Annotated in this window: 18 protein-coding genes; 7 read left to right on the top strand and 11 right to left on the bottom strand. The window is 34.0% G+C overall.

Annotated features, from left to right (window positions below; all coding sequences use genetic code 11):
• The first annotated feature begins 4 nt into the window (after positions 1 to 4).
• From rimK to Q0893_RS04455, 3 genes are read left to right on the top strand one after another with little or no spacing between them, the layout of a single operon-like run.
• Positions 5 to 880 carry a 30S ribosomal protein S6--L-glutamate ligase gene (rimK, locus tag Q0893_RS04465; protein ID WP_299272773.1) on the top strand — a complete coding sequence of 292 codons (876 nt, stop codon included), beginning with the start codon at positions 5 to 7 and terminating at the stop codon, positions 878 to 880.
• Positions 881 to 1,852 carry a succinylglutamate desuccinylase/aspartoacylase family protein gene (locus tag Q0893_RS04460; protein WP_298900783.1) on the top strand — a complete coding sequence of 324 codons (972 nt, stop codon included), beginning with the start codon at positions 881 to 883 and terminating at the stop codon, positions 1,850 to 1,852.
• Entirely contained in the window at positions 1,845 to 2,408 is a 564-nt protein-coding gene (locus Q0893_RS04455; protein WP_298900784.1) for a 5-formyltetrahydrofolate cyclo-ligase, read from the top strand. The genes Q0893_RS04460 and Q0893_RS04455 overlap by 8 nt, the downstream gene beginning before the upstream one ends.
• Positions 2,409 to 2,413: 5 nt before the next feature.
• Here Q0893_RS04455 and Q0893_RS04450 read toward each other — a convergent pair whose 3' ends face one another.
• The 11 genes from Q0893_RS04450 to panC form a co-directional block, all read right to left on the bottom strand.
• Positions 2,414 to 4,726, bottom strand: a complete 2,313-nt coding sequence (locus Q0893_RS04450) for a T9SS type B sorting domain-containing protein (protein WP_299272771.1) — start codon at positions 4,724 to 4,726, stop codon at positions 2,414 to 2,416.
• Positions 4,727 to 4,960: 234 nt separating this feature from the next.
• Positions 4,961 to 5,575 carry a lipoprotein signal peptidase gene (locus tag Q0893_RS04445; RefSeq protein ID WP_298900786.1) on the bottom strand — a complete coding sequence of 205 codons (615 nt, stop codon included), beginning with the start codon at positions 5,573 to 5,575 and terminating at the stop codon, positions 4,961 to 4,963.
• A 118-nt stretch (positions 5,576 to 5,693) separates the two neighbouring features.
• Positions 5,694 to 6,071 (bottom strand): TraR/DksA C4-type zinc finger protein, encoded by a 378-nt coding sequence (locus Q0893_RS04440; protein WP_298900787.1) that lies wholly within the window; start codon positions 6,069 to 6,071, stop codon positions 5,694 to 5,696.
• Between the two features lie 5 nt (positions 6,072 to 6,076).
• Positions 6,077 to 9,481: an isoleucine--tRNA ligase gene (gene ileS / locus Q0893_RS04435; RefSeq protein ID WP_299272768.1), complete on the bottom strand. Its 3,405-nt coding sequence runs from the start codon at positions 9,479 to 9,481 to the stop codon at positions 6,077 to 6,079.
• A 288-nt stretch (positions 9,482 to 9,769) separates the two neighbouring features.
• Complete coding sequence (locus Q0893_RS04430) at positions 9,770 to 10,357, bottom strand: hypothetical protein (RefSeq protein WP_298900789.1); 588 nt, start codon at positions 10,355 to 10,357, stop codon at positions 9,770 to 9,772.
• Positions 10,358 to 10,592: 235 nt separating this feature from the next.
• On the bottom strand, positions 10,593 to 11,951 hold the full coding sequence (radA, locus tag Q0893_RS04425) for a DNA repair protein RadA (protein ID WP_298900790.1): 1,359 nt from the start codon (positions 11,949 to 11,951) through the stop codon (positions 10,593 to 10,595).
• Positions 11,952 to 12,151: 200 nt separating this feature from the next.
• Positions 12,152 to 13,330, bottom strand: coding sequence for an alpha/beta hydrolase-fold protein (locus Q0893_RS04420; RefSeq protein WP_299272765.1), 1,179 nt, complete (start codon positions 13,328 to 13,330; stop codon positions 12,152 to 12,154).
• A gap of 82 nt (positions 13,331 to 13,412) precedes the next feature.
• Positions 13,413 to 14,558 (bottom strand): alpha/beta hydrolase-fold protein, encoded by a 1,146-nt coding sequence (locus tag Q0893_RS04415; RefSeq protein ID WP_299272763.1) that lies wholly within the window; start codon positions 14,556 to 14,558, stop codon positions 13,413 to 13,415.
• A 36-nt stretch (positions 14,559 to 14,594) separates the two neighbouring features.
• A complete protein-coding gene (locus tag Q0893_RS04410; protein ID WP_299272761.1) occupies positions 14,595 to 15,548 on the bottom strand; it encodes a lysylphosphatidylglycerol synthase transmembrane domain-containing protein in 954 nt (317 codons plus the stop codon).
• Between the two features lie 4 nt (positions 15,549 to 15,552).
• Positions 15,553 to 15,903: an aspartate 1-decarboxylase gene (gene panD, locus Q0893_RS04405; protein ID WP_298900794.1), complete on the bottom strand. Its 351-nt coding sequence runs from the start codon at positions 15,901 to 15,903 to the stop codon at positions 15,553 to 15,555.
• A gap of 13 nt (positions 15,904 to 15,916) precedes the next feature.
• A complete protein-coding gene (panC, locus tag Q0893_RS04400) occupies positions 15,917 to 16,768 on the bottom strand; it encodes a pantoate--beta-alanine ligase (protein ID WP_299272759.1) in 852 nt (283 codons plus the stop codon).
• Positions 16,769 to 16,877: 109 nt separating this feature from the next.
• Between panC and Q0893_RS04395 the strand changes: the two genes are divergently transcribed.
• The 4 genes from Q0893_RS04395 (at position 16,878) to Q0893_RS04380 (ending at position 24,162) form a co-directional block, all read left to right on the top strand.
• Positions 16,878 to 17,687, top strand: coding sequence for a glycogen/starch synthase (locus Q0893_RS04395; RefSeq protein WP_298900796.1), 810 nt, complete (start codon positions 16,878 to 16,880; stop codon positions 17,685 to 17,687).
• Between the two features lie 12 nt (positions 17,688 to 17,699).
• Entirely contained in the window at positions 17,700 to 19,355 is a 1,656-nt protein-coding gene (locus tag Q0893_RS04390) for a DUF4270 domain-containing protein (protein WP_299272756.1), read from the top strand.
• A gap of 6 nt (positions 19,356 to 19,361) precedes the next feature.
• Complete coding sequence (gene glmS, locus Q0893_RS04385) at positions 19,362 to 21,209, top strand: glutamine--fructose-6-phosphate transaminase (isomerizing) (protein WP_298900798.1); 1,848 nt, start codon at positions 19,362 to 19,364, stop codon at positions 21,207 to 21,209.
• 199 nt (positions 21,210 to 21,408) lie between these two features.
• Positions 21,409 to 24,162 (top strand): TonB-dependent receptor, encoded by a 2,754-nt coding sequence (locus Q0893_RS04380; RefSeq protein WP_298900799.1) that lies wholly within the window; start codon positions 21,409 to 21,411, stop codon positions 24,160 to 24,162.
• The last annotated feature ends 3 nt before the right edge of the window (positions 24,163 to 24,165 follow it).

Below are 24,165 nucleotides of genomic sequence, written 5' to 3'. Positions count from 1 at the left end.
TCTTATGAATATTGTTATTTTATCCAGAAATCCGCAGTTATATTCTACGCAACGTTTGGTGAAAGAAGGTGAAAATCGAGGTCACGAGATGGAGGTTATAGACCCTCTTAAATGCGATATTATTATTGAAAAAGAGAAGCCAACCATCTACTATAAAGATCGTTATTTAGATTATGTAGATGCTATCATACCTCGAATTGGTGCTTCAGTTACTTTTTATGGTTGCGCTTTGGTACGACAGTTTGAAATGATGGGCGTTTTTACAATTGTTACTTCAGATGCAATATTGCGATCTCGAGATAAATTAAGAAGCCTGCAACGCTTAAGCAAAGCAGGAATTGGGATGCCAAAAACGGTATTTACTAACTATTCTAGAGATGTTGAAGAAGTTATTGAGCATGTTGGAGGAACTCCTGTAATTATCAAACTTCTAGAGGGTACTCAAGGTTTAGGAGTTGTATTAGCCGAAACTAAAAATGCCGCAGAATCTGTTTTGGAAGCATTTAATGGGCTCCAAGCTAGAGTGATTGTACAAGAATATATTAAAGAAGCTAAAGGCGCAGATATTAGAGCACTTGTTGTTGACGGACAAGTAGTTGGCGCAATGAAAAGGCAAGGAAAAGAAGGTGAGTTTAGATCAAACTTACATCGTGGTGGAACTGCCTCCATCATAAAATTAAATACCGATGAATTACGCGTAGCAATGAATGCTTCAAGAGCATTGAAATTACCCGTTTGTGGTGTTGACATGTTGCAATCTGGACGTGGCCCTTTACTATTAGAAGTAAATTCTACACCAGGATTGGAAGGGATAGAAACTGCAACAGGAAAAAATATTGCTAGAGCCATCATCACGTTTATAGAACGTAATAGAAAATAAATGAGCGACAAAGACATATTAGAAATTTTAGGCGAAAATGTTGCCTTAGGAAAAAGTAAAACAGTTAGCTTCAATGTGGCTAAACTCCATACACAAAACACCATTGATGTTCCGGTAATTATTGAGCGTTCTAAAAAACCTGGACCTACAGTTTTAATTACGGCTGGTATTCATGGAGATGAAGTTAACGGCGTTGAAATTGTTAGGCAAATTATTGCTAAAGGGATTAACAAACCGAAAAGAGGAACCATTATTTGTGTTCCTGTTATTAATGTTTTCGGGTTTATACATATGGATCGTGAATTTCCTGATGGTCGTGATTTGAATCGCGTATTTCCAGGAATAAAAGGAGGATCGTTAGCCAGTAGAGTTGCCTTCAAATTAGTCACTGAAATTTTACCTCATGCAGATTTGGTAATGGATTTTCACACTGGTGGAGCCGATCGCTTCAATGCTGCTCAGGTAAGAATCATTAAAGGTGAAAAGAATCTAAAAAAACTAGCCCAAGTATTTGGCGCTCCTTTTGTTCTATACTCTAAAAACCTCAATAAATCGTTTCGAAATACCTGCTACAAATTAGGCATTCCTGTTTTACTCTTTGAAGGAGGAAAGTCCTTCAATATTGATAATACTATTACCAATACTGGTGTTAATGGTGCAAAGCGCGTATTGAATCATCTAGATATGCTTAGTAGCAAGTTTAAGGTTTCTGAGCCTAAAAAATCATGTGTATTTATTTCAAACAGTAAGTGGATTCGTGCTAACTACTCTGGAATGTTTAAGTCTTCAGTGAAAATTAACGCACATGTTTCTAAGGGAGATGTTATTGGTCATATTACAGATCCTTATGGAAGTTTTAATCACTTCGTCAAAGCACCAAATGATGGCTATATCTTTAATATTAACGAATCGCCAATTATTTATCAAGGGGACGCTATTTTTCATATTTCAACAGCTTTAAAGAATGACTAAGGCCGAATTGCGAAAAACATATAAATTACTTCGGAAGACACTTTCAGAAGAACACATAGAGGAGCGAAGTTTACAAATTGCAAATCAACTTCTTACCTTGACTATTTGGGACTTTAATTTCTATCACATTTTCTTGTCTATTGAAGAACATAAGGAAGTAAATACTGCATATATTTTAAACATTCTTGCTGGTAAAGACAAACATATAGTAATCTCTAAAAGTGATTTTTCTACCCTAGAAATGTCTCATTATTTACTTACCGATAACACAAAAATTAAAAAAAATGAATGGAATATTCCTGAACCAATAAACGGTATTCCTATTGATACTTCTCAAATTGATGTCGTCTTTATTCCGTTATTAGCTTTTGATAGATTAGGCAATCGTGTTGGTTATGGCAAAGGGTTTTACGACAGATTTTTAGCCAAATGTAAACCTGAAACGATTAAAATAGGCTTGTCTTTTTTTGATGCTGAAACTGAGGTTTTTGAAACTGCACCAGATGATATTAGGTTGGATTATTGCGTGACAGCCGATACTATTTTCACTTTTTAAATAACTTAACGTTTCAAGGTAAAGTGCCCAGAATATCGCTTCCCGTTTTGTCTTTCAAGTACAAACCAATAATCACTGCTTAACATTTTCGTCCCATTAAAAGTGCCATCCCAGCCAATGTCAGTAGCACTTAGCTCTTTTAAGAGTTTACCATATCGATTAAAAATAAATATCTTATTTATTGGCTCTCTAAATCCATTAATAATTTGCCAAGTATCATGATACCCATCCCCATTTGGTGTGAAATATTTTTGATATCCTAAGAGATAGACTGATTCTGACACTATTCCACAACCTCGTTTATCCCTTACATAAACAGTATAGTCATATGCGCTAAGATTGGTAAACGTATTAGAGTCCTGAAAAACAAATCCATCTATAGAATATTCGTAATCTCCATTACCTTCAACATTAACGATAATTGCATTCGTTCCGTTTGTTAAATCTATTGTTTCTATTTCTGTTATGGTTGCTTCATTAGAGGCAATGACTGTTACAGTTTTCATTGTATTGCAAATAACATCTCCATAATTATTTGAAACAGTTACCGTGTAGTTACCTAGAGCATCTACTATAATTGATGAGCTTATTTCTCCCGTTGACCACAAATAGCTATCATATCCATCATCTGCAATAATTTCTACACTACCATCTTCGCACAAATACCACGTGTCTGCCATTGATAAAGAAGAAAAATCACCCACTTCGTTGACTTGAAACGATGTCGTATCATAGCAATATGGAAAACCTGTAAGTTCTAATCTAGCGTATATAATTTGCGGATTTGAAGTGTTTACAAAACTAGTGTCAATAGGATTGGTATTATTGTCAGCCTCAATTTGTGATAAGTGATATGTAAGGGTAGTTGCGGTTGGTGACTGTCCGTTTAGAATAGATGTATTTTGAATACTTAGATCAATGTCTTGGCCATAGCAAACATATAAATCCTCTGCGTGATGTGCTACAGGAGTATCATATATGATGACGGTTTGGTATAACGATAAAGTTTGAGTACCATTAATTAGGTTAACGGAAACTTCGTAAGTTCCTGGTGCAGAAAAAACATGCGAAGGCGTCACATCTGTTGATATATTATTAGCACCTGAGGCTGAGTCATCAAAGTTCCAAATAATGGTGTCAAACGCTCTATTATTTGTTAAAGAAAACTGCGTACTTGAACCAAAACAAGCTGGGTCAAATCGAATACGATCTAAAAAAAATGTTGGTACAAAATTAGGGAGTCCTTCCTTACAGATTGCTCCATTTAAATATAAATGATCACTTATGAAATTAGCACCTATTCCACCTAAATTATTTGGATATTCTATAACTGAAAGATATGGACTATCTCTATTGGCGATATAGATTTTACCATCTGGAGCCAATTGAGCACCAAAATACATGAATTGATCTGTATTAAGTTGAAACTTAGAGCTAATAATACCAGATGTAGGCTGCGCTTGTAAATTGTACTGATATATAAAGCTATTTGCTACGGAGTATAGTACCTTACTATTTGGAGAAAACTCAATGCCACTATAAATGTCGTCACTATCTAATGTAATAGGGTTAGAAACCGCTCCTGTTGAGGCATCAAAATCAAATAACTGAAGTGCTAAATGCACACTACCTATTGCTAATTTAGTACCATCAGGAGAGATTTTCATTGATCCTTGAAAAGCATTAGAATGATCATTTGCTCCAATATTTGCTCCACCTGGACTAATTACGGGAGTATGATTTACTCCTGCACCTGAAACATTATAACTTATAAACTCATTGGCATCCCATTTATGACTCACTATCCAATATTCATTAGACGTTGAACTTTTAGTGGCAGTAATCATTTCTGGGGTTGGGCTGTGTAAAAAAATATTTTTTACTGATGTTACGCCACCAAGTCCATCATCTAGCGTCATATTAACTTCAGAGTACTGCAGGCCATTAGGTTCAGTTTCATGATCGATGGTAAAAATATAATAGATATTTGTGTCTTCTGGGTTAGGTACTATAATAGCCGATTGAAAACTACTTAAACCACCATTTAAACCTTCTCCATTAAACATTATGTCGTGTGCTCTATTCCACACTGTAATACCATCTGTATAAAACAACAAATTACCCTCAAAATCAGACATCACTGCACTACCTTCTCGAGCATTCATTTGACTATTAGACAAAGGAATTGGACTTCCATTATTAAAATCTAGTCCTGCATATTTACCAAAATACCAAATATTCGCTTCATTCTGAGAACACACCAAAGAAGAAAAAAGCACGAAAATAAGAGGCACTACTTTTTTAAAAAGAAGCTCCATCTTTCTTTTCTTTAACCTACATTCAGATAATAAAAATGACATAATTAAACAACCATACTTTAGAGAAATACAACGAAAACCGTTAATATTATAAGCGTTACACTTACTAGACTCTTGCTTTGTAAAAAGGTTGCGTGTATATAATATTTTTTAGAAGAAGTATTTCAATTTGTTTTGATGACACCTCATTAGAATCTTTCTCAAGAACTCAAACTTCCAGTGATTTCAAGGGGCTCAAGATTTAAAAGCGCGTTTATTAAAGAAAATTAATATCCCAATACCTGTACTAATGGCCATATCTGCAATATTAAAAACTGGATCAAAAAAGGTAAAATATTGCCCTCCATAAAACGGAATCCAATCTGGTAATACACCACTCCACATAGGAAAGTGAAGCATATCTACCACATGACCATGAAATAAAGAGTCATAACCCTGTTCTGGCATAAAAGTAGCAATTTGACCGTGACTGGAATCAAAAATCACACCGTAGAATACAGAGTCAATAATATTCCCTAATGCGCCAGCCAGAATAAGAGCAATAGCAAAAATCAAAATTCTTGAGTTCTTATTCATTATAGATTTTTTGAGCCAATACCCTATTCCGATAACGGCTAAAATTCTAAAAACAGTCAAACAAACTTTTGCCGTTCTATCAGAAATTGAAGGAATAAAATCGCTAATTTTTGTTCCCCAAGCCATACCTTCATTCTCTACAAATGCAATTTGAAACCAGCTAAATATTTCTAATTTATCATTGAGTGCAAAATGTGTTTTAATATAGAATTTACTTATCTGGTCAATAAGTAAAATAATTACGATAAGTAAAGTGGCTTTTTTTAAAGACATTGCTTAGGTTTAGGCATCACAAAAATAGTATTATTATTGTTAACGTTAATGAGGCCATACAATTGTTATATATAAAAAAACGCCTCGAATGAGACGTTTTATTTATAGTTTATGCTATTTATTTTTGCATATTCTTAGCTTCAATGCTCAACGTAGCATGCGGTACTAATTCTAAACGTTTTTTGTTTATTAGCTTCCCTGTTACACGACAAATACCATAGGTTTTATTTTCAATACGAATTAGCGCATTTTTTAAATCGCGAATAAATTTTTCTTGTCTAATTGCCAACTGGGAATTTGACTCCTTGCTCATAACAGCACTACCTTCGTCAAACGCCTTAAAGGTTGGTGATGTATCATCAGTACCATTATTATGATCGTTCATATAGGCACTTTTAATCAATTCTAAATCATGTTGCGCCTTATCTATTTTTTCTTGAATAAGTCCTTTGAACTCGTTTAAATCCTTATCTGAATATCTTATTTTATCAGGCATAATTTCTACATTTTTTTAATAAACAATTTGGTATTTACATCATCGAAAGCAATTTCTATACCATTATTTAAGTCATCTAAAATCTCTAATTTTTCGGTTAAAGTTTCGGTTTTTATATACTCTAAATTTGTGTTTATTGCGTTAATAATTTGTTCGTCTTTTTTAAACTGTACTGCAATTCTATCAGTGAGTTCAAAACCAGAATCTTTTCTTAAATTTTGAATTCTATTGACTAGCTCTCTAGCAATACCTTCTTTTTTCAAATCTTCTGTTAGAGTAACGTCTAAGGCTACGGTTAATGCTCCTGAACTTGCCACAAGCCATCCTTCTATATCCTTAGAGGTAATCTCAACATCAGATTGTTCTAAAGTAATGTTTTTTCCATTAACTTCAACGTTTAAAACGCCGTTTTGCTCGATTTTTTTGATATCTTCTGCTGTAAATCCGTTAACTACCTGAGCAACAGCCTTCATATCCTGACCAAAACGAGGTCCTAAAACTTTAAAGTTTGGCTTAATCTGTTTCACTAATATATCTGAAGCATCTTCTAAAACCTCAACGTCTTTAACATTAACTTCAGACTTGATTAAATCTGAAACCGCTAAAATTTCATCCTTTTGAGTTTGACTGTCAATAGGAATCATAATTTTCTGTAACGGCTGTCTTACTTTTATCTTTTCTTTAGCTCTTAACGACAATACAAGAGAAGAAATTGTTTGAGCACTTTCCATTTTACGTTCTAGGCTCTTATCAACATAAGACGCATCGTATTTTGGAAATTCTGCTAAATGCACACTCTCGAATGTCTCTTTTTGTGTTACCGAATTAAGATCCATATATAAACGATCCATAAAGAAAGGTGCTATTGGCGCTCCCAACTTTGCAATGGTCTCCATACATGTATATAATGTTTGATATGCCGAAATTTTATCAGATTGATAATCGCCTTTCCAGAAACGTCTTCTACTTAAACGCACATACCAATTACTTAAGTAATCTTGTGTAAAATCTGAAATAGCTCTTGCTGCTTTAGTTGGCTCATACTCGGCATAATAATCGTCTACCTTCTGAATCAATGTATGTAACTCTGATAAAATCCAACGATCAATTTCAGGTCTTTCTGCCAATGGAATATCGGCTTCACTATAGGTGAATTTATCTAAATTTGTATATAATGTAAAGAACGAATATGTGTTATAAAGGGTTCCAAAAAACTTACGTCTCACTTCTTCGATACCATCCAAATCAAACTTTAAATTATCCCATGGATTGGCATTCATAATCATATACCAACGTGTTGCATCGGCACCATATTTACCTAGGGTTTCAAAAGGATCGGTTGCATTACCAAGTCGTTTAGACATTTTTTGTCCGTTCTTATCTAATACCAATCCGTTAGACACCACATTTTTATACGCTACAGAATCGAATACCATCGTTCCAATAGCGTGTAATGTATAGAACCATCCTCTTGTTTGATCGACACCTTCGGCGATAAAATCTGCAGGAAATGACTTATTATCGTCAATGAGTTCCTTATTTTCAAAAGGATAGTGCCATTGCGCATAAGGCATTGAACCAGAATCAAACCATACATCAATTAAATCACTTTCTCTGGTCATAGGTTGACCGCTTTCAGAAACTAAAATAATCTCATCAACAATATTTTTATGTAGATCAATATGAGCATAGTTCTCTTCGGAAAAATCACCAACTTTAAAATCTTCGAAGATATCTTTTGAAAGTACCCCAGCTTGAACGGCTTTTGCCATTTCAGATTTTAACTCTGCAACAGAGCCAATGCATAATTCTTCTTTACCATCTTCGGTTCTCCAAATTGGCAACGGAATTCCCCAATATCTAGATCGTGATAAATTCCAGTCGTTTGCATTTGCTAACCAGTTTCCAAAACGCCCTTCACCAGTTGATTTAGGTTTCCAATTAATGGTTTTGTTCAACTCATGCATTCTATCTTTTACATCTGTCACTTTGATAAACCAAGAGTCTAACGGATAGTATAAAATAGGTTTATCAGTACGCCAACAATTTGGATAACTGTGTTTATATTTTTCAACCTTAAAGGCTTTATTCTCTTCTTTTAATTTAATAGCAAGTTCTACATCAACTGAGCGCTCTGGCGCTTCACCATCACTGTAATATTCGTTCTTTACATATTTACCAGCAAACTCATCTAATTCTGGTCTAAAACGACCTTGTAAGTCTACTAAAGGCACTAAATTACCATTCTCGTCTTTTACTAATAATGGTGGTACTTCTGGTGTAGCTTGCTTCGCAACAAGGGCATCATCGGCTCCAAAAGTTGGTGCTGTGTGTACAATTCCTGTACCATCTTCGGTCGTTACAAAATCTCCTGAAATCACTCTAAAGGCATTTTCCGGATTGTCATTAGGAAGTGCGTACGGTAATAATTGCTCGTAAGTAATTCCAACTAAATCTGTGCCTTTAAATTCTTTCACAACATAATATGGAATCTTCTTATCACCCGAATTATAGGCTAATAAATCTGCCTTGTTTTCTACCAAATTGAACTTTCCAGAGAATTGATAGTTAACCAATTTCTTAGCTAAAATCACATTCATTGGCTGAAATGTATACTGATTATAGGTTTCAACCAACACATAATCAATCTTTGGTCCAACCGTTAAAGCTGTATTACTAGGTAATGTCCAAGGTGTCGTCGTCCAAGCTAAGAAATAGATATCACCTTCATCTTGTAAAAAGTCAGGCAACGTATTTGCATTTGCTTTAAACTGAGCAACTACAGTTGTATCAGTCACATCCTGATATGTTCCAGGTTGATTAAGCTCATGCGAACTTAATCCTGTACCTGCTTTTGGCGAGTACGGTTGTATGGTATAGCCTTTGTAGAGTAAACTCTTATCGTAGATTTGCTTTAATAACCACCAAACACTTTCCATATATTTTGGGTCATAAGTAATATACGGATCGTCCATATTTACCCAATAGCCCATTTTTTGGGTGAGGTCATTCCATACGTCTGTATAGCGCATTACAGCTTTACGACAAGCGGCATTATAATCTTCAACAGAAATGGTTTTACCAATATCTTCTTTGGTAATTCCGAGTTCTTTTTCTACACCAAGTTCTATAGGTAAGCCATGAGTATCCCAGCCCGCCTTACGCTTCACTTGGTAACCTTTCATGGTTTTATATCGCGGAAAAATATCCTTGATAGCACGTGCTAAAACGTGGTGTACTCCAGGTAATCCGTTGGCAGACGGAGGCCCTTCAAAAAAGACAAATGGTGTATTGCCTTCTCTAGTAGAGATACTTTTTTCAAAGATGTCATTCTCTTGCCAATAGTTGAGGATGTCTTCTGCAACTTTTGGTAAGTCAAGTCCTTTATATTCAGGAAAGTTAGCGCTCATAGTATCAATATTCTAATCGAGTCGCGAAATTAAGGAATTTTGAGAAAATTATAAGTTTATTGTAAGCAAAAAAGAGACTGTAATACTTGTAGTTTGATAAGATGTTATCTTATACTGATGCATTCTATAAAATTCAATTAAAAAAACACCACCTTAAAAACAATTAATAATGCTATTAAGGATAAGACTCTTTTAGTGTTTTTCATTGGAAATACATACGAAATTCGTGTTCAGTATTTAGACACTAAAGTTTTAAAAAGTCACATCCCTATTGGAGTAAATTTAGATTTATAGCATCTCCAAAGTTTTAGTATATTCATCTATAAGCATATTTTCATAACTACCTAATTCTTGCCGTATTGACCACATCAAACGCAAGGCATCTGAATATTTTGCGGTTGAATTAAAATCAAAAAACTTACTTAAAAACGTATCTCTTGTTTTATTCAATCCTTGTTGAGCTGCATACGTTCTAGATAATTGCGTTGCGACAGCAACATCCATACTAGACAGCATATTGCTAAATTTTGCCATTTCGAACATGGCATTAGATAATTCGCCACTTCCTACACCTCTCCAATTAGGAAATCGTTCATTAAACTCTCTATCAAATAAATTCTCATTAAGTAAATCATTAGTTAGTAAAGGCTGTAAACTGTCAAGAGATTTATTAAACTTAATTCTGTTTTTCTTTGCGTTTTTTACAATTTCTAAATTAGATTTTATTTCTAATTTTATATTTTTTAAAACCTCTTTATGATTATTCTCTAGATTTTTTGAAGCGTTCCACTCTGAAGCTAAAATACCAAGGAAGACACCAAGCACTACTAAAGTGAGTTGAATAATATATTCTGAAATTTTATGTTTCTTTTTCATTCAAGTTCGATTAACGTGTTTCAATTGCTCCAAGTTATAAATTTTTAGGCGATATTATAAATTAAAAAAAGCAAGGTCCTTTAAGACGCTTGCTTCTTTTCAGTTTGCTATTAATTAGGGATTATTTTTAGTTATTAACTGGAGTTGCAAACCTAACCAGTATTCTTTACATATGAATTAACATATGTTAATTTTCGATATAACGTTTATAAAATTATAAAAAAAGAATCAAGCATCAAACTATGAACTCTACCAAATCTTCAATTTTAGAAATAAGTTGGACTTTTATAACGGTATTTTTTAATGAAATTTTATTGTATTTCGACACAAAAATAGTTGAGAAGCCTAGCTTTTCGGCTTCTAAAATACGTTGTTCCACGCGTTGAACGGGTCTTATCTCTCCAGACAAACCAACTTCAGCAGCAAAACAAACATCCTTCTCTAAGGCCTCATCTTCGTTAGAAGATAAAATGGCTGCAACCACAGCAAGATCAATAGCAGGATCATCAACACTAATACCTCCTGTTATATTTAAGAAAACATCTTTAGCTCCCAGTCTAAATCCTGCACGCTTTTCTAAAACAGCAAGAAGCATATTTAATCGTTTAGCATTGAAACCTGTTGCACTTCGCTGCGGCGTTCCATAAACCGCAGTACTCACTAAGGCCTGCACTTCTATCATTAAGGGTCTCATTCCTTCTAAAGTAGCCGCAACAGCATTACCAGAAAGTTCCTCGTCTTTGGCTGAAATTAAAATTTCAGAAGGATTAGAAACCTCTCTTAGTCCAGAACCTTGCATTTCATAAATACCGAGTTCATTAGTAGAACCAAATCTATTTTTATGTGCTCTTAGAATTCTAAACACATGATTACGATCGCCTTCAAACTGCAAAACAGTATCTACCATGTGTTCTAATATTTTCGGACCTGCAATATGCCCATCTTTTGTGATATGCCCTATTAAAACTACAGGTGTAGCCGTTTCCTTTGCAAATTTAATTAGTTCTGTTGTACATTCTTTTATTTGTGATATACTTCCAGATGATGACTCAATGTAATCACTATGCAAGGTTTGTATAGAATCTATAATAACAACATCGGGTTGAAGCGTTGAAATTTGTTTGAAAATGTTTTGGGTTTTTGTTTCGGTTAAGATGTAGCAATTGTTTGTATTCGGGTTAATACGTTCAGCCCTCATTTTTATTTGCTTTTGGCTCTCTTCACCTGATACGTACAATGTTTTAAAAGGTAATTTTAACGAAACTTGTAATAGCAAAGTACTTTTTCCAATGCCAGGTTCACCACCTAAAAGTGTTAGAGACCCAGGAACCAAACCACCTCCAAGAACACGATTAAACTCTTCATCTAGGGTGTTAAGCCTCGCCTCTTGAGACGTATCTATATCATTAATCTTAAGCGGCTTTGAAACACGTTTCGAAGTATCTGAAGGTGTTTTCCAATCACTTTTTTCGGGTTTTTGAATTACTTCTTCTGTGATCGTATTCCACTCTTTACATGCAGTGCATTGTCCTTGCCACTTGGCATATTGGGAGCCACAGTTTTGACAAAAAAAAGTCGTTTTTAATTTAGCCATATTTATTTTTCCGCGAAAAACGGAAAGGTTCAAATTAGAATTTCAGCTAAATTAAACTATTTTAATTGATATCTTTAAACCAACTTGCTAGAGCCATTATTTTTAAAGCAATCACTTTTGAAGGCATATTTGAAAATAAAAAGTGTTTTATTTTACGATATAACCACTCAAAAAAATAGTCTGTCGAGTATATACTTATTTTAGTTTTCTTCATCGTCCTCTTCTGTTTCTGTATCGTCATCAACCACTTTTAATCCTTCAACATGAGACATGATAAACGCTCTATCAATATGTGCCATATCTTCTAAAGTAAGGGCAGATTCGTACAATTTTAGTGCTTTTTTTGTTTTCCCCAATTTCTCGGCGTATAAAGCCATATGGTAAGTACCAAATGATGAATTCGGGTTTAGTTTATTAGCAAGTTTTCCAATTTTATAAACTGATTCGAGATCATCGCGTTCTTCAGCTGCTATTATAAGCTGTTGCAGTTCTTCTTCTGAAATAGGTTTATAAATGCCAAACAAATCATCGATACGTTTATATCTATCTACAATGTAATCGTCTAGTGTTCCATCATATGGCATTACTTTTTCTTTGATTTCTTTATCATCAAGTGGTTTATATAATTCGAAAATTCTATCCATTGCTTTTGACAACGCCCCAGTCACCAATTGATAATGAGAATCACCTTTAAGTTCATCAAAATAGTAGGTTAATTTTTGATTATCAATAGTTTTTAAACTTTGATCAGTACTTCTAACGATATCTCTAATAGATTTAATATCCCTATCAGATGTGGCCATATAATAAAAGATATCATCGTCCAACCATTCTAATCGCGTAGCAACATTTTGGCTCATAGTACCTTTAAAATCTGGGCTTAAATTAATGTATGCCTGAAACACAGGTTCTTCATGGAATAAAAATGAATTGATAAAATTCCCCATGAGGTTATGCCCTACTGCAACTTTAAACTTACTGGTATTGTAATTAGCATCGATATAAGGGATTAACTCTTGTTCAATAAACTTATAAAATCGATCTCCAGACTCAAATGGAAGTCCAGATACCTCATCAAAATAACTATCATAAAAGCGTTCTTTGCCTTGAACGATACCAACAACAATAGATTCTGGCATTTCATCAAAATGTGTTTGAAAACTTACTTGTCCACATACAGGTTCAAATAAATATTCTCCATCAAACACAATAATAACAGGGTGTTTTAATTCTGATTCAGGATCATAACTATCGGGAAGTTTGATTTTTAAATCTCTAGAAGAGTTTAATTTTCTTGATTCAAATTTCTCATAAACGACTTGTGCAGATAATTGGACACAAAAACATAAAGAGAAGACAAAAATTAAGGCATTTTTCATCTTAAGTAGGTTAATTTAGGGATTGTAAATATACCTAAATTAAGTTAAAATACCAATTTATTCGACGAAATGCACAAATTAATCAATTTTGGTCTTGAATGTCATAGATTAAATCTAGCAACATATCCTTAGAAATAAATTCAGATTCTTCCAGCAATAAACCAGACTGGTAACTTTGCAGTGCTTTTTTTGTATTACCATTCATATCATGATATTGCCCAGCATAATAGGCACTAATCATGGATTCTGGATATTCTTTACGAGCCAATTTTGATAAATTCTTAAGCGCTTCAACGTCATTTTTCTTCTTGGCCGCAGCAAGTACAGCTCTTAAATCATTTTCTACAACTTTCTTCTCAAACCCGTAGAAAAATTCAATATCCTCATACTTTTTCATGAGGTAATCGTAAGGACTTCCTTCATAAGTGAGCATTTTTTCTTTGTATTCTTTCCTATTTATAGGCTTATACAATCCAAAAATCTCATTGATAGCTTTAGGGATACCCAAACCAACAAGTGAATAATGATCTGCATCTGTGAAGTCGTCAAATCTATAATGCAATTTATCGTTTTCAATTCCAGCCAAAGCTGTATTGAATTCTAAAATATCTTCTCTAAGGCTTTTAACATCGTTATCGGCAGTTGCTAAATAATAGAAGGTATCTTCTGTGGTTGTTGACAGTTTTTCTTGTAAACGAGTAGCCATATCTGGCGCTAAGTCTGGACTAAATGCGATATATCCTCTAAACAATGGTTTATCCTTAAACAGCCAATAATTTATAAAGTTAGCACTTTGGTCATGGCCAACCATAATTCTAAAATCCGACGTTAAATAATTATCATTGATATAAGCTATCAATTCCTGTCCTATAAACTCAAAAAACTGCGCACCTCCATCATCAGAAGGGAAACCAAATTCGTCACTATAAGATAAATCAGAATCACGTGACTTAGCTTGATTAACACCAACAACGATAGACCTTGGCATATCTCCCCAATAAGAATGATAATCTGCATTACCAATCATAGGCTCGAACAAATAATCGCCATCCAACACAACAACTAAGGGATATAAAATGTCGCCCTCGGGGTCATAATTTCTTGGTAATTGTATTTTTATCTCTCTAGATTCTCCTAGTTTAGACGATTCAATAGTCTCATAAATGACCTGAGAAGACGCTATTTGAAAAAACAGGCCACAGAGTATAAATAGTATAGTTTTATTCATGACAAGCTAGGTTTAATAATAAAGCAAGGTAAAAAATTATTTAGTTCTATTGTAAATTGGCAGATAAATTAAAGATAAACCACCTAGTACAATAATCATAAATGTTTGCGAAGACCACATAATCCAACCAAAAGCAATACTTGGTTCTTTAGCAATATTAAAAATTGAAAATGCCGCGTATACGGCTACTGGATAAGATCCAATTCCACCATTGGTTGCGGCAATACTAAAACTTGCAGAAATAAAACCAATTAAAATTGCAGCTAATGGTAAATGGGAAGTTGCAGGAATAGCCAAAGTGGTTATATAAAACATAAGGACATACATGGTCCAAATGAATAGTGTGTGAAAAATAAACGCCCACTTGTGTTTCATTTTAAAAATACTCAATATACCCTCAAGTAAACCACTTAAAAATGTGCGTACTTTAATTGCAAATTTGGACTGACTTTTTTTAATGAATAAAAATAATAAGACCCCAAAAATGATAAGACCTATGATTCCAATTATAATTTTAGAAGGATCAAAGCGTTCAACAAAAAACTGATAGATAAAATCAAACTCCAAAAACAATGTTACTGCAATTATCACTAGCATTACAACCATATCGGCTATACGCTCTGCAACAATAGTTCCAAATCCCTTTTCAAAAGGAACACCTTCATAATTTGTTAAGATAGTGGCTCGAGTAATTTCTCCAGCGCGAGGGATGGTATAATTAACTAGGTAAGTTGCAAATACAGCCATTATACTATTGGGTAATCTCAACGTATACCCCATTGGTTCTATCATAAACTTCCAACGATATGCACGAGACAAATGGCTTAAAAAGCCAAAGAATAGACCTAATCCTATATAACCATAATCGGCATTCTTGAAATAGGTTACGAGTTCTTCAATTGAAATTTTAGACAGAGAATACCAAACCAAAGCCACTCCTAATAATAAAGGCAGTGTTATTTTCAGGATTTTACTCGTCTTTTTATCCAAAAGTCTATTTTAAAAGATTAGTTGCCTCATCAGGAAACACCAATGAAGGCCTAAATACTTTCGCGTCTTCAATGTCCATAAACGCATAAGTGATTAAAATAAGTGTATCGCCAACAGAAACTTTACGTGCTGCTGCTCCATTTAAAGTAATTTCACCACTACCGCGTGGTCCAGGAATACAATATGTTTCTAAGCGTTCTCCATTATCATTATTAACAATTTGAACTTTCTCACCTTGAATAATATTCGCAGCCTCCATTAAATCTTCATCAATAGTGATACTACCAATGTAATTAAGTTCTGCTCCCGTTACTTTTACTCTGTGAATCTTAGATTTTACGACTTGAATTTGCATGTGGCAAAGATAATTAATTTAGAGCGATATTATCTATTAGTCTAATATCATCTGCATAAACTGCAATAAATGCTCTGTATGAAGATTTGTTTGATTTTCGTTTTACCGCTTTTAAGGTTTCAGCATCTGCTATGATAAAATATTCTAGTTCTAATAATTCATGCTTCGCAAATTGTTTGCTCACCCATTCTGTCACCTTATTAGCACTTTTTGTCTCAAACTTTTCTTTTGCAGACTTTAAAGTTTTATAGATAAATGGTGCGGCATTTCTATACTCTGGCTTTAATCTCATATTTCGAGAACTCATGGCTAGGCCATCTTCAGCACGATGAATCTTACAACCGTTAACTTTTACCGGAATGTCATATTTTTCAACCAATTTTTTAATAATCATAAGTTGTTGAAAATCTTTTTCTCCAAAATATGAGTTATCTGGTCTAACAATTTCAAAAAGACGTTTTACAATCGTTCCTACACCATCAAAATGCCCATCCCTAAATTTGCCTTCCATTTCATGCTCTAAACCATCATATGAAAACGAAGTTGAAACTACATTATCTCCATAAATATCTTCTACAGTTGGGGCATAAACAATGATTTCATCTTCGGAAATCTTAGACAATAAGCCCACATCGCTATCTAAAGTTCTTGGGTATTTTACTAGATCTTCTTGCTTATCAAATTGAGTTGGATTCACAAAAATACTAACTGCAACAAAGTCATTTTGTTTCAAGCCTTCAATAATTAGAGAGGCATGTCCATCATGTAATGCACCCATAGTTGGCACAAAACCGAGTGTTTTATTATTAGACTTAATAGTATCTACATATGCTATTAGGTCTGTTTTATTTTTAAAAATTGTCATACAATAACAAAAGTTTAACAGCCTGCAAACTTAATATTTTACTGGCAATTTGCATAAATTTTTGTAATTTTGCATGTTTTTTATTTTTAATTCCAAAAACGCAAGATTTATGAAAGATAAGAGAATATTGTATGTGTCATCTGAGGTTGTACCATATTTACCAGAAACTGAGATTTCTTCAATGTCGTTTGAAGCTCCAAAAATGGTAAACAAACAAGGAGGACAGATAAGAATATTTATGCCTCGTTATGGAAATATTAACGAAAGGAGACATCAGCTTCATGAAGTGATTAGATTATCTGGAATTAATTTAGTAATCAACGATTTAGATATGCCATTAATTATAAAGGTGGCATCGATCCCAAAGGAAAGAATTCAGGTTTACTTCATTGACAACGAAGAATATTTCAAAAGAAAAGCAACGTTAACAGACGAAGATGGAAAGTTATTCGATGATAATGATGAACGTGCCATATTTTTTGCCAAAGGGGTTATTGAGACCGTAAAGAAACTAAACTGGTCTCCAGACATTATTCATGTTAATGGCTGGCTCGCATCATTGCTTCCATTGTACCTTAAAGAATTCTATAAAAACGAACCTTTATTTACTGAAAGTAAAATTGTGACCTCTGTATACAATCAAAGTTTTGATGGAACGTTAGATAAGAACATGATTAATAAAGTGAAATTTGATAATGTGGATGAAAGCAAGATAGAATCTTTGGTTAACCCGACATATAACAATCTTATGAAGATTGCTATAGACCATTCAGATGCATTAATTAAAGGGTCGAGCGATTTACCACAAGAGCTTGATGATTATCTTGGGGCTACAGACAAACCTGTTTTAGACTACTATCCATTAGAAGATTTCGCAGACCAATACACAGAATTTTACAATACTAAAGTTTTAGATTAGTAAACATAATTTATGAAAAATAGAAAAATTGCTCTAAGAAATTTAGCAGTACTAAGCTTTTTAGTTAGCTGCTTTATAGCTTGTGATAAAGACTTTGCTGATATCGATTCTGATATTATCAATGACGATAATGCAACACATTTTAATACGACATCTAGAGATTTTGACGTTATTGCGTACACAAAATCCTTAGATCCCGTTCAAACAAATGGTTTACCCGTTAATTTATTAGGGGTTTATAAAGACGAAATTAATAATGGCTTAACAACCTCTAGTTTTGTAACAGAAGTTGAATCTACACTTATTAATCCAACATTTGGAAACAATGTTGTTATTGATTCGGTAGTATTAAACATTCCTTATTTTAGTACACCTACCGAACTAGAAGAAGATGGAGGAACGTTGTACGAATTAGATTCTGTATTTGGTGGCTCTGGAATAAAATTATCACTTTTTGAAAGCAACTATTTTTTAAGAGATTTCAACCCTTCAGGAGACATTAATGATCCACAATTATACTACGCCAACATGAGTACGGGATTAGATTTTATTGATCAAAGTCAATTAGAAGCTGTTCCAATAGAATTATTAGTGGATGACGACGGTGAAACAGATTTAGATTTCAGTAATTTTGTTCCTAGCCCGCTACAAATAAAACTAACAGATGAAGCTGGTGAATTAACAGGTAGGCTTGTGCCAGCTTTAAGAGCTAGACTTGACACAACATATTGGCGTGAAAAAATTATTGACAAGGAAGGAGAGCCAGAGTTGAGTAATGCCAATAACTTTAATGACTATTTTAGAGGTATTTATTTCAAAGCAGAGGCTATTGGCAATGATGGAAACCTTTCACTATTAAACATTACAGCACCAGCTGCTAACATTACCATTTTTTATAAAAGAGATAGCGATGTTGAAGATGCCGACCCTGTGAGTGCCACTTATGTATTAAACTTTAGAAATAATCGCGTGAATTTTATTTCTAACAGTTTTACAATTCCAAATGGAAATGAAACTACAGGTGATGAGAACCTTATTTTAAAAGGAGGTCAAGGCTCTGTGGCCGAAATCAAACTATTTAATGGTGATGACCTTGATGATGATGACACCAATGATAATGTTTTCGAAACTTTCAAAAATGAATTTGTAGTCACAGATGCAGATGGTAAATTTGTAAGTAGTAAAAAACTTGTTAATGAAGCTAATCTTGTGTTTTTCGTTGACCAATCTCAAGTGGATGGTGATGAACCCGATCGTCTATATATGTACGATGCAGAAAACAGAACACCATTAACAGATTATTTCCTAGATAATGCTAACACAGCTTTTCCTTCATTTTCGAGAATCAACCACCTAGGGAGATTACAACGTGTTGATGAAGATCCAACCCAAGACGGTATTAAGTACAAGATCAAAATAACAGAACACATAAATAATTTACTGTTAAGGGATTCTACCAATGTAAGACTTGGTTTATCTGTATCTGGAAACATAAATTTAGAAAACAATACGTTTTTATTTGATGTTTTAGATGGAACCGAGGCTGTTGAAGGTGTTCCTGTTAGTTCTATCATCTCACCTCGAGGTACAGTTCTTTTTGGTAATAATACTTCTAATGAGGAAAAAAAGTTATATTTAGAAATATTTTTTACTGAACCAAACAACTAAATCAATATGTGCGGAATTGTTGGTTACATAGGGCATCGTGAAGCTTATCCTATTATTCTAAAAGGTTTAAAACGATTAGAATATAGAGGTTATGATAGTGCTGGTATTGCTCTTTACGACGGAACAGACATTAAATTATCTAAAACTAAAGGCAAAGTTGCCGATTTAGAGACGAGGCTTGAAAATGAAATTTCAACACATGGTTCTCTTGGTATTGGTCATACACGCTGGGCAACACATGGTGTCCCAAATGATGTCAATTCTCATCCTCATTATTCAAATTCTGGAGATTTAGTAATTATCCATAATGGAATTATTGAAAACTATGAATCTCTAAAAAAAGAATTAATTAAAAGAGGTTACATCTTCAAATCAGACACTGACACCGAAGTCTTAGTTAATCTCATTGAAGATGTCAAAAAAAACGAAAACATCAAACTTGGTAAAGCAGTTCAAATCGCATTAAATCAAGTGGTAGGTGCTTATGCCATTGCCGTTTTCGACAAAAACAAACCTAATGAAATTGTTGTAGCACGCTTAGGAAGTCCACTTGCCATCGGTATCGGTGAAGATGAATTTTTTATAGCTAGTGATGCCTCTCCTTTTATAGAATATACTAAAAATGCTATTTATCTTGAAGACGAAGAAATGGCTATAGTAAGACGGAATAAAGGTGTTAAAATTAGAAAAATTAAAGATGATTCTTTGGTAGACCCTTACGTTCAAGCACTTCAATTAAATCTTGAACAAATAGAAAAAGGAGGGTATGATCATTTCATGCTAAAAGAAATATACGAGCAGCCAAGTGCTATTTTAGACACCTTTAGAGGGCGACTTTTAACCAATGAGGCCATTATAAAAATGGCTGGTGTTGAAGACAACATGAAAAAGTTCCTCAATGCTCATCGCATTATTGTTGTGGCTTGTGGTACATCTTGGCATGCTGGATTAGTATCAGAATATATTTTTGAAGATTTAGCTAGAATCCCGGTGGAAGTTGAATATGCATCTGAATTTAGATACAGAAACCCTGTAATAACTGAGAATGATGTTGTTATTGCAATATCTCAATCTGGTGAAACAGCAGACACATTAGCGGCTATTAAATTAGCGAAATCTAAAGGCGCATTTGTATTTGGCGTTTGTAACGTTGTTGGTTCTTCTATTGCAAGAGAAACTCACGCCGGAGCCTATACACATGCTGGTCCCGAAATTGGAGTTGCTTCTACCAAAGCATTTACCACGCAAATTACAGTATTAACACTTATTGCACTTCGTTTGGCTCGTGCTAAGGGAACAATATCTAGTACAGATTATAGACATCACTTAATAGAATTGGAACTTATTCCTGAAAAAGTAAGAACAGCTCTAGAATCTGACGCTTATGTAAAAACAATTGCATCTATTTATAAAGATGTCCATAACTTTTTATACTTAGGAAGAGGCTATAACTTTCCTGTAGCCCTTGAAGGCGCCTTAAAACTAAAGGAAATTTCATACATTCATGCCGAAGGTTACCCTGCTGCTGAAATGAAACATGGTCCAATTGCGCTTATTGATGAAAATATGCCAATTGTTGTTATTGCTACTAAAAAAGGCCATTATGAAAAAGTTGTAAGTAATATCCAAGAAATAAAATCGCGTAAAGGTAAAATTATTGGTATTGTTACAGAAGGTGACAAACAAGTAAAAGGTTTAGCAGATCATGTTATCGAAGTCCCTGAAACTATCGAATCTCTAACACCTTTATTAACAACAATTCCTTTACAATTACTGTCATATCATATTGCCTTAATGCTTGGAAAAAATGTAGACCAACCTCGAAATTTAGCTAAGGCCGTTACAGTAGAATAAGATTATCATTAGACTCATTAATAAATGAAGCTGAAAATGTAAAATTCACATTTTCAGCTTTTTATTTTTACGGAATATTCAAATAATACCCCTTTTTTTAGTTAAAAACTATTATGCATGCATAATTTTTGTGATTTTTTTCATTTCAGTATCATATAATTATTTATATTGCTTTACTAAATTTAACTAATTCCCTAAAATGAAGACAATTTTTAAGATTATGATGCTGTTTTGTTGTGCATTTGCTTTTGCGCAAACAACAGTTAAAGGTAAAGTCGTTGACAATAATGGTATTCCCTTAGCAGGAGCCAATATTCTTGTTGTAGGAACAACGACTGGTGCAATTACAGATTTTGATGGTAACTATACCTTAGTAGTAAATCAAGACCCTCCTTTTTCTATTCAAATAAGTAGTGTTGGTTTTGATACCGTTACCAAAGAAGTGACAACTAATCCTCAAACCATAGATGTTACTATGATTGAAGGAACATCACTTGATGAAGTTGTTATTTCTGCATCTAGAACTCCAGAACGTATTTTTGAATCTCCCGTAACGGTTGAACGTTTTGGTTTAAAAGAAATTAAAAACACAGCATCAGCCGATTTTTATGGTGGATTAGAAGACCTTAAAGGTGTTGATGTTAACACTAACAGTTTAACTTTTAAATCTATAAACACAAGAGGTTTTGCCACATTTGCTAATACACGTTTTATGCAATTAGTTGATGGAATGGACAACTCTACACCTGCATTAAATTTCCCTATTGGAAACTTAGTAGGTATGACAGAAACCGATGTGTTGAGTGTAGAACTTCTACCAGGTGCGTCTTCTGCACTATATGGAGCAAATGCATTTAATGGTATTTTATTCATGAGAAGTAAAAACCCTTTTGACCATCAAGGTATTAGCGGATACATTAAAACTGGTATCACCTCTCAAGAGGCCGCTGGAGATAATAACTATACAGATTTAGGTTTCCGTGCAGCATATAAGTTTAGCGATAAATTTGCAGCGAAAGTTAATTTTGGTTACTTAAAAGGAACCGATTGGGCAGCAACTAGTGAGGTTGATAATGACCTTGTTGGAGGCACAAGAGCAACCAATATAAACTATAATGGTATTAATGTATATGGAGATGAAGTTTCTGCTAACATTAGAGGATTAGCCGGAGGCGTTGGTATAGTTCCAGATGTTGAAGTAAGTAGAACTGGTTATAACGAGCGTGACTTAACTAACTATAATGCCGAAAGTGTAAAAGCAGATTGGGGATTATACTATCGTCCAATTGAAGGCAATAGCCTAGAATTATCTTATGTTGGTAAAGTAGGAACAGGATCTACAATTTACCAAGGAACAAATAGGTATAATATTAATGGGTTCTTCCAAGAGCAACACAAACTAGAAGTTAGAAACGACAATTTCTTCTTAAGAGGTTATGTAGTTGCTGATAAAGCAGGAGACTCATATGATATGGTATTTACTGGTATTAACATTAACAGAGCATGGAAAAGTGATGAACAATGGTTCGGGGAATACATTGGCACTTATGTAGCACAAACATTAGGAGGTGCTACCGACGCTCAGGCACATGCTGCGGCAAGAGCTCAAGCAGAATCTGGTCGTTTCGAACCTGGATCTCCAGAATTTCAAGCAGCATTTGATAGAAGTATTAACGACCCAGATTTAACGACGGGATCAAAGTTTCAAGATGCTTCTAAATACTATCACGCCGATGGTAACTACAATTTTAGTCACCTAACAGATTTTGCTAATATTCAAGTTGGTGGTTCTTACAGACGTTATAGTCTAAATTCAGGAGGAACAATATATACAGATACCGATGGTCCTATTAACTATTCAGAATTTGGTATTTACACACAAATACAAAAAGAATTTGAGCTGAATGAAACTATGGATTTAAAACTAACAGGATCTGTTCGTTACGATAAATCTGAATTCTTTGATGGTTTCTTCTCACCAAGATTATCTGCTGGACTTACAGTGAATCAAAATCATAATATTAGAGCTTCTGTACAAACAGGATTTAGAAACCCAACAACTCAAGATTTATTTATTGGTTTAGATGCTGGTAGAGCCATTTTAGTTGGTGCTGCTCCTGACAACTTAGAAAGATATACAAGAGACTATGGCATTAGTGCCGCAGGTCAAGCATTAGGAATACCTGCTACAGTAAATCAAACTGGAGCTGCAGCTTATAATAATTCTTATACATTGAGCTCTGTATTAGCTTTACAAGAAACAGGAGATCCAACAGCACTAGAAGTAGGTAATCCTAGTTTAGTAGAACCAGAACAGGTAATTTCATTTGAAGCTGGATATAGAGGAAAGTTCAATAAATTAATTGTAGACTTTAGTGCTTATTATAACAAATACAAAGACTTCATTTCTCAAGAAGTTGTTATTTCTCCACTTTACGGAACTGTAGGAGACGGATCGTTATCTGTTGCTGCAATTGCAAATGGAGACTCTCAAGCGTACAGTACGTATACAAATTCTGATGCCGATGTAAATTCATACGGAGCTTCTCTTGGTTTATCGACCAAAGTTTTTGGTAATTTTGATTTAGGCGGAAGTTATACATTCACTAAACAAGATTTTGATCAAGAAGCTAATCCAGATTTCATGACAAACTTTAATACACCAGAGCATAAATTTAAAGCATCATTTGGAAATACCGAATTGTTTAAAAACTTTGGATTTAATATTGCTTACAGGTTTAGTGATGACTATTTCTGGGAAGCTACCTTTGGAGAAGGTGTTGTTCCTGAATTCCATGTCTTAGATGCGCAAATAAACTATAGAGTTCCTAGTTTAAAATCATCTTTTAAAGCTGGTGCTACGAACTTGACTGGTAAGGAGTACTTTACTGCCTTCGGTACTGGATTTATTGGATCTATGTACTATGTATCTTGGACAATTAATAACTTATAAAAA

This window comes from uncultured Psychroserpens sp. (assembly GCF_947494225.1).
Lineage (GTDB): Bacteria > Bacteroidota > Bacteroidia > Flavobacteriales > Flavobacteriaceae > Psychroserpens.
The sequence above is the reverse complement of the archived record's forward strand: the minus strand, read 5'-3'. Positions and strand labels throughout refer to the sequence as shown.

What these genes read in the sequence shown, in the direction of transcription:
- rimK (WP_299272773.1), top strand. Translation starts at nt 5, where the DNA reads ATGAATATTGTTATTTTATCCAGAAATCCGCAGTTATATTCTACGCAA.
- Q0893_RS04460 (WP_298900783.1), top strand. Translation starts at nt 881, where the DNA reads ATGAGCGACAAAGACATATTAGAAATTTTAGGCGAAAATGTTGCCTTA.
- Q0893_RS04455 (WP_298900784.1), top strand. Translation starts at nt 1,845, where the DNA reads ATGACTAAGGCCGAATTGCGAAAAACATATAAATTACTTCGGAAGACA.
- Q0893_RS04450 (WP_299272771.1), bottom strand. Translation starts at nt 4,726, where the DNA reads ATGGAGCTTCTTTTTAAAAAAGTAGTGCCTCTTATTTTCGTGCTTTTT.
- Q0893_RS04445 (WP_298900786.1), bottom strand. Translation starts at nt 5,575, where the DNA reads ATGTCTTTAAAAAAAGCCACTTTACTTATCGTAATTATTTTACTTATT.
- Q0893_RS04440 (WP_298900787.1), bottom strand. Translation starts at nt 6,071, where the DNA reads ATGCCTGATAAAATAAGATATTCAGATAAGGATTTAAACGAGTTCAAA.
- ileS (WP_299272768.1), bottom strand. Translation starts at nt 9,481, where the DNA reads ATGAGCGCTAACTTTCCTGAATATAAAGGACTTGACTTACCAAAAGTT.
- Q0893_RS04430 (WP_298900789.1), bottom strand. Translation starts at nt 10,357, where the DNA reads ATGAAAAAGAAACATAAAATTTCAGAATATATTATTCAACTCACTTTA.
- radA (WP_298900790.1), bottom strand. Translation starts at nt 11,951, where the DNA reads ATGGCTAAATTAAAAACGACTTTTTTTTGTCAAAACTGTGGCTCCCAA.
- Q0893_RS04420 (WP_299272765.1), bottom strand. Translation starts at nt 13,330, where the DNA reads ATGAAAAATGCCTTAATTTTTGTCTTCTCTTTATGTTTTTGTGTCCAA.
- Q0893_RS04415 (WP_299272763.1), bottom strand. Translation starts at nt 14,558, where the DNA reads ATGAATAAAACTATACTATTTATACTCTGTGGCCTGTTTTTTCAAATA.
- panD (WP_298900794.1), bottom strand. Translation starts at nt 15,903, where the DNA reads ATGCAAATTCAAGTCGTAAAATCTAAGATTCACAGAGTAAAAGTAACG.
- panC (WP_299272759.1), bottom strand. Translation starts at nt 16,768, where the DNA reads ATGACAATTTTTAAAAATAAAACAGACCTAATAGCATATGTAGATACT.
- Q0893_RS04395 (WP_298900796.1), top strand. Translation starts at nt 16,878, where the DNA reads ATGAAAGATAAGAGAATATTGTATGTGTCATCTGAGGTTGTACCATAT.
- Q0893_RS04390 (WP_299272756.1), top strand. Translation starts at nt 17,700, where the DNA reads ATGAAAAATAGAAAAATTGCTCTAAGAAATTTAGCAGTACTAAGCTTT.
- glmS (WP_298900798.1), top strand. Translation starts at nt 19,362, where the DNA reads ATGTGCGGAATTGTTGGTTACATAGGGCATCGTGAAGCTTATCCTATT.
- Q0893_RS04380 (WP_298900799.1), top strand. Translation starts at nt 21,409, where the DNA reads ATGAAGACAATTTTTAAGATTATGATGCTGTTTTGTTGTGCATTTGCT.